Origin of the sequence: Stenotrophomonas maltophilia, from assembly GCF_013464915.1 — a bacterium.
GTDB lineage: Bacteria > Pseudomonadota > Gammaproteobacteria > Xanthomonadales > Xanthomonadaceae > Stenotrophomonas > Stenotrophomonas maltophilia_AT.
Genome location: NZ_RAVT01000041.1, coordinates 38,608 through 54,422 on the forward strand (window position 1 = coordinate 38,608; position 15,815 = coordinate 54,422).

The 15,815-nt window shown below is 66.7% G+C and carries 17 protein-coding genes; 6 read left to right on the forward strand and 11 right to left on the reverse strand.

Translation table 11 applies throughout. The annotated features are described in order from the left end of the window. Window positions 1-11 precede the first annotated feature (11 nt). The 6 genes from D7T59_RS14370 to D7T59_RS14395 all read right to left on the reverse strand — a co-directional run bounded on the left by D7T59_RS14370 (window position 12) and on the right by D7T59_RS14395 (window position 6,268). On the reverse strand, window positions 12-515 hold the full coding sequence (locus D7T59_RS14370; RefSeq protein ID WP_164137302.1) for a GNAT family N-acetyltransferase: 504 nt from the start codon (window positions 513-515) through the stop codon (window positions 12-14). Window positions 516-528: 13 nt separating this feature from the next. Then, a complete protein-coding gene (locus tag D7T59_RS14375) occupies window positions 529-969 on the reverse strand; it encodes a hypothetical protein (RefSeq protein ID WP_180852322.1) in 441 nt (146 codons plus the stop codon). Between the two features lie 71 nt (window positions 970-1,040). Beyond that, entirely contained in the window at window positions 1,041-2,783 is a 1,743-nt protein-coding gene (locus D7T59_RS14380) for a GGDEF domain-containing protein (protein WP_180852321.1), read from the reverse strand. Between the two features lie 162 nt (window positions 2,784-2,945). Beyond that, window positions 2,946-3,971 (reverse strand): AI-2E family transporter, encoded by a 1,026-nt coding sequence (locus D7T59_RS14385; RefSeq protein ID WP_164137299.1) that lies wholly within the window; start codon window positions 3,969-3,971, stop codon window positions 2,946-2,948. Between the two features lie 117 nt (window positions 3,972-4,088). Continuing rightward, window positions 4,089-5,141: a sensor domain-containing diguanylate cyclase gene (locus tag D7T59_RS14390; protein ID WP_164137298.1), complete on the reverse strand. Its 1,053-nt coding sequence runs from the start codon at window positions 5,139-5,141 to the stop codon at window positions 4,089-4,091. 77 nt (window positions 5,142-5,218) lie between these two features. Further along, the gene (locus tag D7T59_RS14395; RefSeq protein WP_180852320.1) at window positions 5,219-6,268 is read right to left on the reverse strand and encodes a LacI family DNA-binding transcriptional regulator; all 1,050 of its coding nucleotides are present in this window, start codon (window positions 6,266-6,268) and stop codon (window positions 5,219-5,221) included. A 95-nt stretch (window positions 6,269-6,363) separates the two neighbouring features. On the opposite strand from D7T59_RS14395, the gene D7T59_RS14400 reads away from it, so the two are divergent. From D7T59_RS14400 to D7T59_RS14420, 5 genes are read left to right on the forward strand one after another with little or no spacing between them, the layout of a single operon-like run. After that, complete coding sequence (locus D7T59_RS14400) at window positions 6,364-7,416, forward strand: sugar phosphate isomerase/epimerase family protein (RefSeq protein ID WP_180852319.1); 1,053 nt, start codon at window positions 6,364-6,366, stop codon at window positions 7,414-7,416. Between the two features lie 27 nt (window positions 7,417-7,443). Next, window positions 7,444-8,661 carry a nucleoside permease gene (locus tag D7T59_RS14405; protein WP_180852318.1) on the forward strand — a complete coding sequence of 406 codons (1,218 nt, stop codon included), beginning with the start codon at window positions 7,444-7,446 and terminating at the stop codon, window positions 8,659-8,661. Window positions 8,662-8,672: 11 nt separating this feature from the next. Then, window positions 8,673-9,797 carry a Gfo/Idh/MocA family protein gene (locus D7T59_RS14410; protein WP_180852317.1) on the forward strand — a complete coding sequence of 375 codons (1,125 nt, stop codon included), beginning with the start codon at window positions 8,673-8,675 and terminating at the stop codon, window positions 9,795-9,797. Between the two features lie 19 nt (window positions 9,798-9,816). Beyond that, window positions 9,817-10,683, forward strand: a complete 867-nt coding sequence (locus D7T59_RS14415) for a sugar phosphate isomerase/epimerase family protein (RefSeq protein ID WP_180852316.1) — start codon at window positions 9,817-9,819, stop codon at window positions 10,681-10,683. Between the two features lie 18 nt (window positions 10,684-10,701). Then, window positions 10,702-10,998, forward strand: coding sequence for a c-type cytochrome (locus tag D7T59_RS14420; protein WP_180852315.1), 297 nt, complete (start codon window positions 10,702-10,704; stop codon window positions 10,996-10,998). 30 nt (window positions 10,999-11,028) lie between these two features. On the opposite strand, the gene D7T59_RS14425 is transcribed toward D7T59_RS14420, so the two are convergent. The 4 genes from D7T59_RS14425 to D7T59_RS14440 are packed head-to-tail and all read right to left on the reverse strand — an operon-like array spanning window position 11,029 to window position 14,971. Next, the gene (locus tag D7T59_RS14425) at window positions 11,029-11,772 is read right to left on the reverse strand and encodes a 3-keto-disaccharide hydrolase (protein WP_258013090.1); all 744 of its coding nucleotides are present in this window, start codon (window positions 11,770-11,772) and stop codon (window positions 11,029-11,031) included. 14 nt (window positions 11,773-11,786) lie between these two features. Further along, window positions 11,787-12,362: a gluconate 2-dehydrogenase subunit 3 family protein gene (locus D7T59_RS14430; protein ID WP_180852314.1), complete on the reverse strand. Its 576-nt coding sequence runs from the start codon at window positions 12,360-12,362 to the stop codon at window positions 11,787-11,789. Then, entirely contained in the window at window positions 12,362-14,047 is a 1,686-nt protein-coding gene (locus tag D7T59_RS14435; RefSeq protein WP_180852313.1) for a GMC oxidoreductase, read from the reverse strand. Before D7T59_RS14435 ends, D7T59_RS14430 begins: the two co-directional genes overlap by 1 nt. Before the next feature lie 27 nt (window positions 14,048-14,074). Next, window positions 14,075-14,971 (reverse strand): hydroxypyruvate isomerase family protein, encoded by an 897-nt coding sequence (locus D7T59_RS14440; RefSeq protein WP_164137289.1) that lies wholly within the window; start codon window positions 14,969-14,971, stop codon window positions 14,075-14,077. On the opposite strand from D7T59_RS14440, the gene D7T59_RS14445 reads away from it, so the two are divergent. After that, entirely contained in the window at window positions 14,907-15,104 is a 198-nt protein-coding gene (locus D7T59_RS14445; protein ID WP_180863254.1) for a hypothetical protein, read from the forward strand. The genes D7T59_RS14440 and D7T59_RS14445 overlap by 65 nt on opposite strands. Window positions 15,105-15,172: 68 nt before the next feature. Here the strand turns inward: D7T59_RS14445 and D7T59_RS14450 are convergent, their stop codons facing one another. Continuing rightward, entirely contained in the window at window positions 15,173-15,748 is a 576-nt protein-coding gene (locus D7T59_RS14450) for a single-stranded DNA-binding protein (RefSeq protein ID WP_180852312.1), read from the reverse strand. Window positions 15,749-15,815: the final 67 nt, after the last annotated feature.

The window sequence follows — 15,815 nt, forward strand, 5'->3', positions numbered from 1 at the left end:
AGCGGCCGGCACTACCCTGCGCTGTAGCGGTACACCAGATCATCCGCGTCGCTGCGCGCGGCCTTTTCATCCAGCACGCCGCCCAGACGCCGTGCGACGGCCTGCGATGCCAGGTTGTCCGGCGCCATGTAGCTGACCAGCGTCGGCAGCTGCGGCACCACGAAGGCCCAATCACGCAGCGCACCGGCGGCTTCAGTCGCGAAGCCCTGCCCTTCATGGCCGTCGTACAGCAACCAGCCCAGCTCCTTTTCCGGGAACAGCGGGCCGTGGTTGATCCCGACCTGGCCGATGCAGGCACCGGTATCGATGCGTTCGATCATCAGCGCGCCGTGGCCGAACAGGTGCCAGCTGGCCAGGTCGTGGCAGAACTGGCCCCACGCCGCGACTTCACCGAACGGACCACCCATGCCCTGCGCGCGCGGCGATGCAAGGAACGCCGCATAGACGCTGAAGTCATCCAGCTGCTGCGGGCGCAGCTTCAGGCGTACGGTGTGCAGGGTAGGAATCTCGAGCATGCCGGGCAGGGACTCAGTACACGGCCAGATGGCCGCAGCCACGACGTTGCGGCTGCCCCTCCATCGTCACCTGCACGCTGGCCAGGGTGTCCACACCCTCGGCATTGCGGCACGATTCACGCTTGATTTCGACGATGGCCGGCTGTTTGCCAAGCTCGCCATTGAGCACGATCAGCGAGCTGGGCGCATCGGCCGGTTGGCCGCGATAGCGCAGCACGCCCTTCCAGGTACCGCCATCGGCATTGAGGCTGGCATCGTGGTTGCCCTTGCCCGTCGAGGCGATCTCGATGCTCCAACCAGCGCCGCCACCGGTGAAGGCCGGCACCGGGCTCAGGTCGGCAGCGATGGAGGGATGGCGTGGCTCGTCGGCCATGGGCTGCGCGGGCGTGGTACATCCCGCAAGCAGGCCGGCCAGCACGCCGGCCGCAGCAAAGGCGATGGGACGCATGATCATGTCGGGCTCCTGCAGGAATCGGGACCGCCAGTCTAGGCGGCGCGACGTGCGCCGGTGATGAATGCCGCCGGTCAACGCGCGATGCGACCGCCGCCCGCCACCCTTACCCGGTCGCGGCCCTGGGCCTTGGCCTGGTACATGGCCGCGTCGGCGGCGCGCAACAGGCTGCGCCAGCCCAGCGCATCGGTTCCGCCTTCGGCCACGCCAAAGCTGGCGGTGACCTGCAGCACACCACCATCGGCCAGCACGATGTCCATCTGGTGCAGGGCCACGCGCAGGGACTCGGCCAACTGACGGCCACCGGCCAGATCACCGTCGGCCAACAGCACCAGGAACTCTTCACCACCATAGCGGGCGATGCTGTCGCTGCGGCGCAGGTGCCGTTGCAGCAACTGCGCCACCTGCACCAGCACTTCGTCACCGGCATCGTGACCGTGGCCGTCGTTGATCGCTTTGAACCGATCCACGTCCAGCAGGATCACCACCGCGCCGGCGCCTCCTTCGGCATGGCGCTGCTGCACCTTTTCTTCCAGCGCGCGCCGGTTCAACAGCCCGGTCAATTCATCGGTACCTGCCAGCTGGCGCAGTTCGCTGGTCAGCGCAGAGCGCTCGCGCGACTTCTCGCGCAGGACTTCGATCGCATCGAACAGGCGTTGCATTTCGGCCAGCGGGTGAGTGACATGCTGCTCTGGCCCCGGCGCCTCCGAGGCGATCTGGATGACCTGCTTCTGCGCCTGCAGCAGCGGCCGCAGGATCTGCCGATGGGCAATGCGCAGGGCCACGCCCAGCACCAGCAGGGTACCCAGCACCGTCGCCACCAGCACGACCAGGCGCGTCGCTTCACGGTTGCGGGTACGTTCGAAACGGGCGATGGACACGCTCAGGTAGCCGTCGCGCAATGCCTCCAGCGACTGCAGGGTCGGCACGTAGCGCTGGGTGAACTCGGCGGCGGTCCACGGCGGCGGCAGGCCGCGGCGACCGTCTTCGATCAGCTGCTCGATCATCGGCAGCGATTCGCCGAAGAACTGGCGGCGCGCCATGTCCCAGTGCCAGGACAGCGCCGGGTCACTCCGGAACACCGACTCATGGCTGCCCGCCAAGCGCCACAGCTCCAGCAGGCGTCCCTCCGTCTGCAGTGCGGCCCGCACCTGCTCGTCACGCCACGCCCCGGGAACCGCAACCGGTGCCATCACGTTCGAGGCGAGGCGGCCACCGTGTTCGCGCAGGTCGATCAGCACCTGGCCCTGCATCGCCGGAATCGCCGCTTCGCGATCGGCGCTGACCAGCACATTGATCTGCGCCGAGGTCAGCAGGTGCAGGCGATCGACCACGGCAAACATGCCGCTGATCGCGCGCTCCACGTCTTCAACGCGTCGTGCGTCGCGCGGCTGCGCTGCCACCCGGTCAACACCCGCGCGTGCCGACTGCAGGCGACGTTGCGCTTCCGCCAGCATCCCATGCTCATCCACCACGCCCGGATCGGCCGTGAACACGGCATCCAGTTGCTGCAGCGCGGTGTCTACACGCCTGCGCACCACGGCCAGCTGCAGCGCAAGCCGCGCATGCTCCTTGGCATCGCCCGGGTCGGCACCGAGCATGCTGTTGGCCGGGCCGCGTTCGGCCGAGACCAGGTTGGCCAGGTCGAAGGTCTGGCGCAGCTGGCGCAGGCTGACCAGGTTGTCCTCTGCAGCGCTGTAGCGCAGTGTGCCCTGGACCAGCGCGATGGCCATCAACGGCAGCGTACAGACCACGAACAACCCGCCCAGGATCCAGACCCAGGTCCGCAATCCGATGGGCGATGCCTTGCCGGCCATGCAAATTTCCCCTGAAGTGCGGATCACTTTAGCCGCCAGTCCCGGCAGCGCCAAGCCAGTGCCGCGCGAACCGTGACCATGGGTATACCGCAGCCACCGCGAACGCGCCGGCAAGGTCTCACCAAGCACCTGCTTAGGGCGAATGCGTCACATCCCGCCGAACTAGATCCAGCGCTGATCGACCAGCTCGCGCTTTACGTAGGCATAGAACACCGGCGCCGCCACCAGGCCGGGCAGGCCGAATGCCGCCTCCATCACCAGCATGGCCAGCAGCAGCTCCCAGGCACGGGCCTGGATCTCGCCACCGACGATGCGTGCGTTGAGGAAGTATTCCAGCTTGTGGATCACGATCAGGTACAACAGTGCGGCCACGGCCACATAGAACGAGACCGAAAGCGCGACGATGGTGATGATGGTGTTGGAGATGATGTTGCCCACCACCGGCAGCAGGCCGGCGATGAAGGTGATCAGCACCAGGGTCTTGGACAACGGCAGGTGCACGCCGAACAGCGGCAGCACGCCCAGCAGGAAGATGGCGGTGAACACCGTGTTGAGCAGCGAGATCTTCACCTGCGCGAACACCACCTGGCGGAACGCGGTGGCCAAGCGGCTGGTGCGGCCGATCAGCTCCTGCGCCAGCGGCCCCATCTGCGGCAGCGGCAGTTCGTCATACAGCGCGATCATCGCGCCCAGCACCATGCCGATCAGCACCCGCACGCCGATCTGCACCGCCGAGGTCCCGGCCACCCCGAGCTGTCGCTGGTGTTCGGCGGCCCAGTCGTTCAGTGCCGCGCGCAACGCCGGCATGTCCTCGGGAATGTAGGGCTGCAGCAGCGCCGGCACCTGGTGCCGCGAGCTGTTGAGGATGTCCATCAGATGCCCCAGCAGCGCATCCGGGCCACCGGTCTCGGTGCGGAAGAACGACGCCACACCGATGCCAGCCAGCACCAGCGCGCTGATGATGACCGCGGACAGCACGATGACCGCAATCGCCCGCGCCCGTCCCGGTGGCAGCTTGCCTTCCACGGTGGACGCCAGCACATGGGTCAGCTGGAACACCAGCAGGCCCGACAGCAGGGTCACCACCAGGCCGAGCTTCAGCGCCAGCCACATGCCCAGCAGCATCATCAGCCAGGCCGCGATCCTCGGAACAGGGGGCTTGGACTGGGCAACGAGGGCATCTTGCATGGGGGCACGTCCGGGCGGGGTGGCCCATGGTAGAGGATTGGCGGCGACGATTCCGCGCGCAGGATGAACGGCAATCTGGCAGAGCGTGCAGAGGCCTGCGGCCTCGACACGTCACCCTCACTCGCCATAACTGGCGGTGTTCTTGCCCTGCCGCTTGGCGTGGTAAAGCGCACGGTCGGCCAAGGCCAGCCAATCCTCCACGCTGCCGCCACGCGGCGTGGCGGCAATGCCGATGCTCACGCTGAATTCAACGCCCGGGGTCGCCTGCCGCGCCGCTTCGAGCAGGTGCAGGCGAACCCGCTCGGCCACATGCATTGCGTCCACCGGCGCACAGTCGTGCAGCAGCACGACAAACTCATCGCCGCCCAGGCGCGCCGGTGTATCACCGGGCCGGGCGAAGGCACGCAGGGTCGAGGCGATGTGCCGCAGTACTTCATCACCGGCGCGGTGCCCGTGCGAATCGTTGATGTGCTTGAAATCATCCACATCGAGCATCAACAGGCAGGCAAAGCCGCCCTGCCCCTGCGCCTTGTCCAGCGCCTGCTGCGCACGCAGGATCAGGAAGCCTCGATTGGCCAGCTCGACCAGCGGATCCATCCGGCTCAGACGCTGCAGCTGGCGGTTCTGCGACTTCACCCGACGCGCCAGCTGCCAGCTGAGGATGCTGAGCCCGATGCCGTAGACGAACAGGAACGGCACGCTGAGCACGATCGTGCGTTGCGACGACACGGGTTGGTAAGGAAACCCGAGCGTCCACCAGGTGAGCGCGAAGCCCACCACCAGTGCCAGCGTGGCCCGCATCGCCAGGCGCACGCCGCCGGCCGCGATCTTGTCGGCCACCAGCAGTGCGGCGAACAGTGCACTGGGTACGGCGCTCAGGGCCATGAACGCGATCCAGCCGCCGCCGAACAAGGAATCGGCCACCATGCAACGGAACTGGACCGCAGCCGGCTTGCGCGAGCGTTGGGTCAGCATCAGCGCCAGCGCCGGCCACGCAAGCGCATTGAGCAGCAACAGGACCCAGGGCAACGCGCCATCCTGGCGCTCCAGCATGATCGAGGCGATGGGGATCGCGCCCAGGCCATTGCCCACGAAGCGCATCCAGCCGATGCGCCGTGCCGCGCCGACGCCTTCGACCGCGACCTCCGTCGAGTCAGTCAAGAACGGCATTGCCGACCCCCTTGCGCGATCGCACGATCCACCCCGGCCCTTGCCGGGCTGCCTGTCGTGAGTCTGACAGCTTTACGTCAATTCGGGATCAACGACTCGAACCTGCAGCGTCCCTGCCCTTGCCTGGACCCGGGCGCAGCCGTGGACCCGCGCACCATCAGGCTGAAATCCAGCGTCTGCTGAAGCGGCACATCCACCTGTTCGATGATGGCAAGCAGCAGGCTGACCGCACGCTCGCCGATTTCCCGCATCGGCTGCCGGATGGTCGTCAGCGGCGGCGTGAGGTAGCGCGAAGACGCCAGGTCATCGAAACCGACGATGGACAGCTCGTCCGGTACGCGGATGCCCAGATCGCGGCAGGCCGCCAGCGCACCCAGCGCCATCTGGTCGCTGAAGCAGAAGACTGCGGTCGGCGCCGACGCATCGGCCAGCAGCGCCACGGCCGCGGCATGCCCGGATTCCACCGAGAAATCGCCCGGTACCACGCTCAGCTGGCGCAGGCGGCCGCGTGCCTTGCCGGCGGCGCGCACCCCCTCCAGGCGTTGCTGGTGCAGGGGATTGTCCGGCGGCCCGCCGACCACGGCGATCCGTTCATGGCCCAATGCGTACAAGTGCTCCATGACGGCGCGTGCGGCGGCGGCATTGTCGATGTGCACACTGGGCAGGCCCAGCGCGGGGTCGAACTCGCATCCGTTGACCACCGGCGCGGCAGCCCCCCTCTGCTGGACAATCTCGCGCGCCGTCGGTGGCAGGCGATGGCCGAGCACGATCATGCCATCGGCCTCGTTGCGCCGGAGCATCTGCGCGTAGCGCTCCTCGCGGTCGGGTTGGTCCTGGGTATCGCCCAGCAGCACCGCATAGCCGACGCCCTGCGCGGCGTCTTCCGCCCCCTGCAGGATCTGCGCGAAGAAGGGATTGGCGATGTCCGGAACGGTGACCAGGATCTTGCCGCTGCGCTGGGTCTTGAGCGTGCGGGCGACCGTGTTGGGCACGTAGCCCAACGCGGCGGCGGCCTGCTCGATGCGCGCGCGCGTGGCCGGCAGCACCTTGTCGGGCCGCGAAAGTGCGCGTGACACGGTGCCGGCAGAAACGCCGACGTGCTTTGCAATGTCGTAGATGGTGGCCATGGCGTTAGTTCTCCTGCCCGCTGTGCACTGCACAACAGGTCCTGCGTAAGCCCCTGCTAGGATAATGCAATCGATTGCATCGAGGGCGAATCACGTTGAAGACGCTCAAGGGTCCAGCGCTGTTCCTGGCGCAGTTCATCGGCGACACAGCTCCTTTTGATCGGCTGGACACGCTGGCCGGATGGGCCGCGGGCCTGGGCTATTCTGGCGTACAAGTGCCGACCAGCGCGCCCCACCTGTTCGACCTGGCCGAGGCAGCGCGCAGCCAGGCGTACTGCGATGACGTGGCCGGTATGCTGGCCGGGCACGGCGTGCAGATCACCGAACTGTCCACCCACCTGCAGGGGCAGCTGGTCGCCGTCCATCCCGCCTATGACAGCCTGTTCGACGGTTTCGCGCCGCCGGAAAAGCGCGGCGACCCGGCCGCGCGCCAGGCCTGGGCGGTGGAGCAGCTGCTGCTGGCAGCCCAGGCCAGCCAGCGGCTGGGACTGACCGCACACGCCACGTTCTCCGGCGCACTGGCCTGGCCGTACTTCTATCCCTGGCCGCAGCGCCCGCCAGGCCTGGTGGAAGAGGCCTTCGCCGAACTCGGCCGGCGCTGGCGACCGATTCTCGATGCCTTCGACGCCTGCGGCGTGGACCTGTGCTTCGAAATCCACCCCGGCGAGGACCTGCACGACGGCGCGACTTTCGAACGCTTCCTCGACGTGGTCGATCACCACCCTCGCGCGAAGATCCTGTACGACCCCAGCCACCTGCTGCTGCAGCAGATGGACTACCTGGGTTTCATCGACCGCTACCACGCGCGCATCGGCATCTTCCACGTCAAGGACGCGGAGTACCGCGCCAGTGCCCGCAGCGGCGTGTATGGCGGCTACCAGGACTGGATCGATCGCCCGGGCCGGTTCCGTTCACTCGGCGACGGCCAGATCGACTTCACGTCGATCTTCTCGAAGTTCGCCCAGTACGACTTCCCCGGCTGGGCGGTACTGGAGTGGGAGTGCTGCCTGAAGCACCCCGAGGACGGCGCACGCGAGGGTGCCGCCTTCATCGGCGACCACATCATCCGCGTGACCGAACGCGCTTTCGACGATTTCGCCGACAGCGGCACCGACGCCGCGTCACTGCACCGCATGCTGGGAATCTGAGCCGATACCGCCCCGGGAGGGCAAGCCATGACGCACGCCATGTCGCGCTTGGGCGCGATGATGTTTCTGCAGTTCTTCATCTGGGGAGCGTGGTTCGTGACCCTGGGCACCTACCTGGTGCAAGGCCCGCTGCAGGCCAGCGCCAGCCAGGTGGCGACGGCCTTCCTCAGCCAGTCCATCGGCGCCATCCTTGCGCCCTTCCTGGTTGGCCTGATTGCCGATCGCTACTTCGCCGCGCAGCGCATCCTTGCGGTGCTGCACCTGGCCGGCGCAGTGCTGCTCTGGATGGCCTCCACGGCGAACAGCTTCAGCACGTTCTCCGCCTGCGTGATGGGCTACATGCTGCTGTTCATGCCGACGCTGGCGCTGGCCAATAGCGTGGCGATGCGGCACATGCAATCGCCTGAGAAGCAGTTCCCGCTGGTGCGCGTGGCCGGCAGCGTCGGCTGGATCGTGGCCGGTGTGCTGATCGGCTGGCTGGGTTGGGAACAGGCGCATCGGCTCGAACTCACCTTCCAGATGGCGGCAGTGGCCTCGCTGGCGCTGGGGCTGTACGCGTTCACCCTGCCGCACACGCCGCCGCTGGCGCAGCAGCGCGACGCCGGGCTCGGGCAGATCCTCGGGCTGGATTCGCTGCGACTGCTGAAGTCGCGTTCGTACCTGGTGTTCTTCCTGGCCTCCATCGCCATCTGCATTCCGCTGGCGTTCTACTACAACTTCACCAACCCCTATCTCAACGACCTGGGCGTACGCGGCGCTGCGGGCCTGCAGTCGCTGGGCCAGGTGTCCGAAGTGCTGCTGATGCTGGCGATGCCGTTCCTGTTCGTGCGGCTGGGGGTGAAGACCATGCTGGCGGTCGGCATGGCGGCCTGGGTGCTGCGCTATGCCCTGTTCGCCTTCGGTGATGCCGGCAGCGGCTTCTCGCTGCTGGTGATCGGCATCGTGCTGCACGGCATCTGCTACGACTTCTTCTTCGTCACCGGCCAGATCTACACCGACGCGCACGCCGGCCCGGCCGCGCGCAGCAGTGCACAGGGCTTCATCACCCTGGCAACGTATGGCGTGGGCATGCTGATCGGCACCTACCTGTCCGGCGCGGTGGTGGAGCACTTCACCACGGCGGCGGGACCGGACTGGCAGCAGATCTGGCTGTTCCCGGCCGGTGTCGCGATGGTGGTGCTGATCGCATTCCTGCTGCTGTTCCGCGACCGGCCAGCCGTTGCCACCGCGCCTTCCGCACCCTGAGGATCCCACCGATGCCCAAGCTTGGAATCGCCATCGTCGGCGCCGGCATGATCGGTGCGGTGCATCATCGCGCCGCCTTGCTGGCAGGTGCCGACGTGCGCGGAGTGGTCGCGTCGTCCCCGCAGCGCGCGCACGAAGTTGCGCAGTCGTGGAATGTTCCGCGCGCCTACCAGGACATCGGGGAAGTGATTGCCGATCCGCAGGTGCAGCTCGTGCATATCTGCACGCCCAATCATCTGCACCGGCCGATGGCACAGGCCGCACTGGAAGCCGGCAAGCACGTGATCTGCGAGAAGCCACTGGCCACCTCGCTGGAAGATGCACAGGCGTTGGCTGCGCTGGCGGCCTCGCGCGGCCTTGTGGCCACGGTACCCTTCGTCTACCGCTACCACCCGGTGGTGCGCGAGGCGCGCGCACGCATCGCACACGGCGAGCTGGGGCCGCTGCACCTGATCCACGGCAGCTACCTGCAGGACTGGCTGCTGGATCCAGAAAGCAACAACTGGCGCGTGGACCCGGCACTGGGCGGTACGTCCCGCGTGTTCGCCGACATCGGCTCGCACTGGTGCGACCTGGTGGAATGGGTCAGCGGCGAGCGCTTCGCCGAGGTCAGCGCGGCGTTCGATACGGTGATCGCCGAACGCGGCGCCATCACCGGCCAGAGCTTCAGTACGCCCACGGCCGGCGGCGCGATGCAGGCGGTCACCAGCGAAGACGTCGCCGCAGCGATGTTCAGGACCGGCGCCGGCACGCTGGCGTCGTTGACGGTCAGCCAGGTCTCGGCTGGACGCCACAATCGCCTCTGGTTCGAGATCGACGGTGCCAGGGCCAGCGTGGCCTTCAACCAGGAGGATGCCGAGCGGCTGTGGATCGGAAGACCCGACCAGCGCGAGGAGATCTTCGTGCGCGGTCCTGGTGCAGGCAGTGCCGAACAACGGCGGCTGTCGGTGCTGCCGGCCGGGCACGCGCAGGGCTACGGCCAGTGCTTCGAGGCGTTCATCGCCGACACCTATCGCGCCATCGAAGGCGAGCGCCCCGAGGGCCTGCCTACCTTCGACGATGGCGTGCGCTCGGCGCGGATCGTCGACCGCGTCATCGCATCGGCCAGGACGCGTGCCTGGACCACCATCGATTGAATCCCGGGAGGAACGCCTGATGAAGACCCCTGTCCGCAGAACCGCAGCCCTCGCACTCCTGCTGCTCGCTGCACTGCCCGCCTTCGCCGGCGAAGCCCTCACCGCGCAGAAGCCCATCGCAGTGCAGATGTACTCGCTGCGCAATGCCGGCTCGCTCGACCAGCAGTTGAAGATCGTTCACGACGCGGGCGTGCAGGCGGTGGAAACGGTGGGTACCCAGGGCGTCAGCGCCAGCGAACTCAAGCAGTTGCTGGACAGGTATTCGATCAGGGCAATCTCCTCGCACGTTGCGCTGGCCGAGCTGCGCAGAGACCTGGACGGCGTGGTGGCCTTCAACCGATCGATCGGCAACACCACGCTGGTGGTGCCCTACCTGGACGCGAAGGACCGGCCCACCGATGCCGCAGGCTGGACCGCACTGGGCCAGGAGCTGGGCCGGCTTTCCAGACAGGTGCGCGCCAAGGGCATGCGCCTGGCCTACCACAACCACGACTTCGAGCTGGTCGACTTCAACGGAAGGACCGGCCTGGAACTGCTGTTCGCTGCTGCCGGACCGGACCTGCAGACCGAGCTGGACCTGGCCTGGGTGGCACGCTCCGGACACGACCCGGCCGTGATGCTGGGCAAGTTCCGCGGCCGCCTGTTCGCGGTGCACGCCAAGGACAATGCGCCCAAGGGCCAGGCCCAGGACGAGGGTGGATTCGCCGCCGTCGGCCAGGGCGTGCTGGACTGGAACGCGATCCTGCCGGCCGCAGCCGCCGCCGGCGTGCACTGGTACATCCTCGAACACGACGAACCGCGCGATCCGGCCAAGGTGATCCAGACCGGCGCGGACTACCTGCGTGAACACCTGCCCGCCAACGTGCCCGCCCGTGCACGGCGCTGACGCATCAAGGAGCCCCACATGAAAATGATCCTGGCAATGGCGGTGGCCCTGGGCTGCATGAGCGTTGCGACGGCAGCATGGTGCAAGGATGATCCGGCCGCCGGTGCAAAGCTCTACACCGCGAACTGCGTGGCCTGCCACGGCGCCGATCGTGCGGGAATGCCGGGCGCATTCCCGGCGCTCACCGATATCGGCAAGCGCATGGCACCTGCGCAGATCAAGGAAAAGATCAGCAAGGGCGGCGGGTTGATGCCGCCCTTCTCCCAGCTGTCACAGCAGGAGATCGATGACATCGCCAGCTACCTGGCGAAGTAGGCGGCCGGCGATCACGCCGGCCGTGTGCCACTACAGCTCGCGCACCCAGATGTTGCGGTAGCTGACCTTGGAGTCATGCTCCTGCAGGTAGATCGGTGCGCAGGCGTGGGGTGAGTAAGACGGTGCACCGATGTACTCGGTCTTGCCCGCCAGCACCGTGTCGTCCTGCACCAGCACGCCGTTGTGCAGGACCGTGATGCGCGCGGGCGACACAAGCCCGCCACCCGGCGAGAAGCGCGGCCCCTTCCAGAGGATGTCGTAGGCCTGCCACTGCCCCGGTGCGCGCGAGGCGTTCACCAACGGCATGGCCTGCTTGTAGATGGAGCCCGCCTGGCCGTTGGCATAGGTCGGGTTGTTGTAGCTGTCGAGCACCTGCAGCTCATACAGCTCCTGCAGGAAGATGCCGCTGTTGCCGCGGTTCTGGCCGTCGAAGCCCTTCGTGTCGGTGGGCGTGCGCCACTCGACATGCAACTGGACGTCGCAGAAGCGCTGCCTGGTGCGAATGCCCTTGCTGCCGGGCACGACGGTCATGGCGCCATCGGCAACCTTCCACGGCACGCGTCCGCCCTGCTCCGACTCCCACGCGGAGACATCCTTGCCATCGAACAGCACGATCGCATCGGACGGCGCCCTGCCCGGCGGCGTGGCCACGACTGCGGGCACCGGCGTCCACACCTCGGTCTTCTTCGGGTCACGCGCAGCGCCGGCACTTTCCTGCGCGAAGGCAGGTGCAGCAACCAGCATGGTCGCCGCAATCAGCAGAGGCTTGATCATCCTGTTGCGCTCCATCAGCTGGTCCCCCACGCGGGCGTTCCGGGGACGTAGGCAAGGTCGCCGTCATAGCGCCCTGGCACGGCAACGTACTGCAGTACTCCGGTCGCACCGACTTTGGAGGTAAAGAAGCCGAAGATGGCCAGTTGCTTGAGCATCGTGAAGTAATGCGGCATCGCCTCGCCCTCTTCAGGCGTGCCGGTCTCGGTCACATCGGCCTTGCGTGCCTTGGCCTCCGCATCCAGAGCACGCAGCAGTTCGGTGCGGGCTTCCGGCGTGAGCGATGCGAACCGGCCACCCGCGCGCTTGTCGATGTCGACCAGCCCGGCGCGGAATGTCGTCTGCTGCCGGGCGGTGTAGCAGTCGCTGACGAACGTCGCCATGAACGCACCGGCGCCCGCGTCCTTCGCCCCGGGTGTCCTTGTCCGCGGCAGGATGGTCTCGGCGATCTCGTCCAGCGTGCCGATATCGGCATCGGAAAACGCGGGCATCGCCCCGGCAGCCGGCACCTTGCCATGCACCAGCGCCGGCAGCCCGACCATTGCCGCACCGGTGGCGGCCACGATCATCTTCAACAGTTCGCGACGATCCATCACAGGTTCCCCGCTTTCAGTTCGCGCACCGCATGGTCGGCCGCGCGCGCGGTCAGCGCCATGTAGGTCAGCGAAGGATTCACGCAGGCGCTGGAGGTCATACAGGCCCCGTCGGTCACATAGACGTTGGGTGCATCCCAGACCTGGTTGTGCTGGTTCAGCACCGAACTCTTCCGATCACGTCCCATGCGCGCGGTCCCCATTTCGTGGATGCCCTTGCCCGGGGCGTAATCGTTGTCGTGCATCTTCACGTCCTTGACGCCGGCCGCTTCCAGCATCTCGGCCGCGTCGGCGGCCATGTCCTTGCGCATGGCCAGTTCGTTGGCGCGCATGGCAACGTCCATCGCCAGCACCGGCAACCCCCACTTGTCCTTGCGGTCGCGGTCCAGGCGGATGGTGTTGTCGTGGTGCGGCAGCATCTCGCCGAACCCGGTCATGCCGATCCGCCAGTCACCAGGCACGGTCAGTGCCTCCTTCAGGTCGGCGCCGATGTTCAGTTCGGCGATCTCGCGCGACCATCCGGTGCGGCTGGCACCGCCCTGGTAGCCGAACCCGCGCAGGTAAGCGCGCTTGTCGGCAGCGACGTTGCGGAACCGCGGGACATAGAAACCGCAGGGACGGCGGCCGAAGTAGTACTTGTCCTCATAGCCCTCGACCCGGCCCGAGGCACCCGCGCCGAAGTGATGGTCCATCACGTTGTGCCCGAGCTCGCCGGACGAGGAACCCAGCCCCCCGTCCCAGACGTCGGTGGCCGAGTTCATCAGCAGCCACGTCGAGTTGAAGGACGATGCGTTGAGGAAGATCACCTTGGCCGTGTACTGGTAGGTCTGGCCGGTTTCGGCATCGATGACTTCCACGCCCCGCGCGCGCTTGCGGTCCTTGTCGTAGAGCACTTCCTTGACGATCGAGAACGGCCGCAAGGTCAGGTTGCCGGTCTTCATCGCCGCCGGCAGCGTCGCCGCCTGGGTCGAGAAATAGGCACCGAAGGGGCAGCCCAGGATGCACTTGTTGCGGTACTGGCAGTTGACGCGCCCCTGCTCGGGCATCGGCTTGGTGATGTTGGCGGTGCGCGAGTGGATCATGTGCCGGGTGCCGCCAAAGGCCTTCTTTATTCGCGCGGCCACATCCTTCTCGACGATGTTCAACGGGATCGGCGGCAGGAACTCACCATCCGGCAACACGTCCAGTCCTTCGCGCGTGCCGGCGATGCCGGCGAACTTTTCCACGTAGTCGTACCACGGCGCGATGTCGGCGTAGCGGATCGGCCAGTCAGTGGCGATACCGTCCTTGAGGTTCGCCTCGAAATCCAGGTCGGAGAAGCGATAGCTCTGCCGTCCCCACAGCAGCGAGCGCCCCCCTACGTGGTAACCGCGGAACCAGTCGAAGCGCTTGGTTTCGATGTAGGGCGATTCCTGCTCATTGGCCCACATGCCTTCCAGGTTCTCGGCCAGCCCGTAGTCGCGCATCAGCACCGGGAACTCGGCCTTCATCGCCTGCGTTGGGCGGTTGCGGTGCGGAAAATCCCACGCCTCCTTCATCGCGTTGACGTAGTCCTTGACGTGCTCGATGTTGCGGCCGCGTTCCAGCATCAGGACCTTCAGGCCCTTCCCGGTCAGCTCCTTCGCCGCCCAACCGCCACTGATTCCCGAGCCAACAACAATGGCGTCGTAGTGATTATCTGCCATGGGTTTCTCACCTGGGTGGATATCGTTTCAGACGTCGCAGAGGCCGATCGCCTCGCGCAATGAGCCAACGGGATCGGGCGCCGCAGGCATGAATTCCTGCGCCAGATACCCTTCGAAGCCGGTGTCGCGGATCGCGCGACAGATGGCCGGATAGTTGAGTTCCTGCTGGTCACCGATCTCGTGCCGGCCGGGCACGCCCGCGGTGTGGTAGTGCTTGAAGAACGCGTGATGCCTGCCGATGGTGGCGATGATGTCGCCCTCCATGATCTGCATGTGGTAGATGTCGTAGAGCAGGCCGAAGTTGTCCGAGCCCAGCCGCTGGCACAGCTCCACGCCCCAGGCAGAGTGATCGCACAGGTAGTCGCGATGATCGACCCTGGAGTTCAACAGCTCCATCACCAGCACAACGCCACGCTTCTCTGCGTGCCCGAGGATGCGCTTGAGACCGGCCTCGGCATTGGCCATGCCTTCCTGCGGGTCCATGCCGTTGCGGTTGCCCGAGAAACAGATCAGGTTGCGGTAGCCGGCATCGGCGACCAGATCGATGTGCCGCGTGTAGCGCGCCACCAGTTCATCGTGGAACCCGCGGCCGGCAAATCCCTTGGTCAGGCCCAGCTCCGCGCCGTTGCACATCGAGCTGTACACGCCATGCGCCTTCAGCGTGGGCCAGTCTTCCGGGCCGACCAGGTCGATCGCGGCAAAGCCAATGTTCTTCACCGTCGCGCAGAGCTGGGCGACCGACAGCTGCGGGAAGGTCCAGCGGGCGACCGCGTGCTTCAGGGTGCCCTTGAGTGGCGCGGTGGAGGCGAATGCAGGCAGCGCTCCCGCAGTACCCAGAGCTACGCCTCCAGCAACCGCCATGCGCAACGCATCGCGCCGCGTGAGGCCCGTCGCCGGAGCCGGTCTGATCGAATGGATGGACATCCACCTGCCGGCCTCCCAACCGGTATCAAACGCAACGATTCACCGCAATGCAATCGATTGCACCATAGGGGAGGAATTTGTCTGTTTGCAAGTCGCGGTGCACGAAAATCGATGCTGCGCGGCACAACGCTGATGTCATCGCGCAAAAAGAAAAGCCCCGCATGCGCGGGGCTTTCTTTTCTGCTGCGAACGGACGTTCGATCAGAACGGAATATCGTCGTCAGCGAAGTCGTCCATCGGCGGCGCCTGCTGCGGCTGCGGGCGCTGGTTGCCACCCTGGTTGCCGTAACCGCCGCCCTGGTTGCCGCCCTGGTTGCCATAGCCTCCGCCCTGGCCACCACGCTGGCCGCCGCCACCGCCGCCGTATTCCTGGCGCGGGGCCTGCTGGCGCTGCGGGCGATCGACGCCGTAGCTGCCACCACCACCGCCACCGCCGCCTTCACCGCGGCCGCCCAGCATCTGCATTTCATCGGCGACGATATCGGTGGAGTACTTCTCCACGCCGTCCTGGCCGGTGTACTTGTCGTAACGCAGGCTGCCTTCGACGTAGACCGAGCTGCCCTTGCGCAGGTACTCGCCCGCGATCTCGCCGAGCTTGCCGAAGAACACCACACGGTGCCATTCGGTGCGCTCCTGCTGGTTGCCATCCTTGTCCTTGCGGACGCTGGTGGTGGCCAGGCTGATGCGGGTGATCGCCATGCCGCTCTGGGTGTACTTCACGTCCGGGTCGTTGCCGAGATTGCCGACCAGGATGACTTTGTTGATGCCGCGCGCCATAGATGGATTCTTCCGTTGTCCGGGGCTGGACCAGTGATAGCACACCCGACGGGGTGCCGATACGCTG